This is a genomic window from Knoellia aerolata DSM 18566 (genome assembly GCF_000768695.1).
Taxonomy (GTDB): Bacteria; Actinomycetota; Actinomycetes; order Actinomycetales; family Dermatophilaceae; genus Knoellia; species Knoellia aerolata.
The window spans coordinates 1-1,773 of the sequence record NZ_AVPL01000132.1; the positions used below are offsets into that span (position 1 = coordinate 1).

Here is a 1,773-nt window from a genome sequence, read left to right on the forward strand (position 1 = left end):
CCCCCGATTGGGATGAGCCACTTTGACGAGCGAACTGACGCCTGCACTGTCGTGGTACTGCTTCGGCCAAAGAGGCACCGCTCAGTCTGCCCACTTGATGCACAACGCCGCGTCCCAGTCGAGATCAGCCGACTGAGACTGCTCCACGAATAGACGACAGTTTCGCCGTATGGCGCTAGTGGCAGGTGTGGTCATGATGATCTCGTAATCGCTGGGATCAGAAGCGCCTTGGGAGCTTGGCCGCGTCGCCCTGCTCCGCGAGGGCCGAGAGGGCATCGGCGATCTGGGCGTCGCGACCCTCCACGGCGTGCATGTATCGCTGGGCCGCGGCGAAGCCGCTGTTTAAGGTCAGCGAGGCTGGCGCCTGTCGATGCTGCAAGGGTTTGGCCGGTATGCCGCAGGTCGTGGAAGGAGATGTCGACGCCGATCTTGGTCCTGGCGCGTACGAAGGCCTGGTAGATGGTGTTCCCTCGGGCGCGCTTCCCGTCACGGCCGACGGTGAAGAACTCCGGGCCTGCGAACTCTTTGAGGTGCGCCCCGAGGATGGGCAGGACGTGGGGCGGGATGGTCACGGTGCGTTTGCCGGCGGCACTCTTGGGGTCCTTCTCGAAGCTCACTGGCGACTCGAGGAGCTCGACCCAGTTCTTCGCGACGCGGACGCGACGGTTTTCGAGGTCGACGTCGGCGGTACGGATCGCGCACACCTCCCCGCGACGCAGACCGCACCAGGCAGCGAGGACGACCGCGGCTCGATAGCGAGGCGTGATGGCTTCGATGAGTTCCGCGATCTGGCTCGGGGTGGCGACACTTCGCTCAGGTGTCCGCTCGGATCCGGCCCCGGGGATCTGACAGGGATTGCGGGGTATGGCTCCGTCGTTGACGGCGACGTTCATCACCGATCGCAGCAGCCGGTAGGACTGGCTGATCGACGTGCGACCGCCGCCACCCTTCAGCGCCTTTGCGTGCCACGCCCGCACGGTGGGCGGAGTGATGGTGACGATAGGCAGATCGAGCAGGTCCTTGAGGTGCAGCCGCATGTTGCGCCGACAGGTCTCGGCCCAGCGAAGACCGATGCGGGGGTTCTCGTCGAGGTAGGCCTCGCAGGCGTCGCGGAGCGTTCGCCGCCCGAGACCGGCGTCGGGCAGCCAGTGACCACGCTTGATCTCCTGCTCAATCCGGTCAAGGTATCGGTGAGCGTCAGCCTCGGTGCGGAACGTCTCGGGTGCGTTGACCCTGCGTCGATTGGGGTCGGTGAACGACGCCTGGAACCGGCCTGACGGTAGGCGGCGGATGAGGCCGAACTTCCTGCGGACCATCAGGCGCCTGCCAGGTGCGAGAGGTCGATGGGTTCGACTTCCCCGTCGCGCACGAACTCGCTGAGGGCGTCCTCGGGGATCCGCACGTGCCGGCCGACCCGGACGAACCGGATGCGTCGCTCGGCGATGAGGCGGCGCGGGAAGCGTTCCGAGGTGCCGAGAATCTCGGCGGCTTGACCTACGGTCAGCAAGTGCACCATGTCGAGTCCTCCTGCTTCAGGTTTTCATGGGTATACCGGTCCTGTGGGGCACCGCAGGCTCGCTCCGCTACGGGACAGGCAACCAGCTAGCAGATGGTGGCCGCTCGCGATACAGGCCGACGGACCAGCTGGGTCGTCGCGCTACGGGTGGCGGCGGCGGCCGCACGCCAAACAGCGTCGAGGTCTTTGATGTCGTAGTACTCGACGGTGATGTAGCGCCCCTTGAGCCGGTCGTTGAGGCGCTCCGGCGAACCCTC

At 66.1% G+C, this 1,773-nt stretch carries 2 protein-coding genes; both read right to left on the reverse strand.

Annotated features, from left to right (window positions below; all coding sequences use genetic code 11):
* Positions 1–191 precede the first annotated feature (191 nt).
* Positions 192–1,316, reverse strand: a complete 1,125-nt coding sequence (locus N801_RS18915) for a site-specific integrase (protein ID WP_245618522.1) — start codon at positions 1,314–1,316, stop codon at positions 192–194.
* Positions 1,316–1,516, reverse strand: coding sequence for a helix-turn-helix domain-containing protein (locus tag N801_RS18920; RefSeq protein WP_035940871.1), 201 nt, complete (start codon positions 1,514–1,516; stop codon positions 1,316–1,318). The genes N801_RS18915 and N801_RS18920 overlap by 1 nt, the downstream gene beginning before the upstream one ends.
* Positions 1,517–1,773 lie beyond the last annotated feature (257 nt).

Bases quoted from the DNA above. Each gene is read 5' to 3' on its own strand.
- N801_RS18915 (WP_245618522.1), bottom strand. From the start codon at position 1,316: ATGGTCCGCAGGAAGTTCGGCCTCATCCGCCGCCTACCGTCAGGCCGG.
- N801_RS18920 (WP_035940871.1), bottom strand. From the start codon at position 1,516: ATGGTGCACTTGCTGACCGTAGGTCAAGCCGCCGAGATTCTCGGCACC.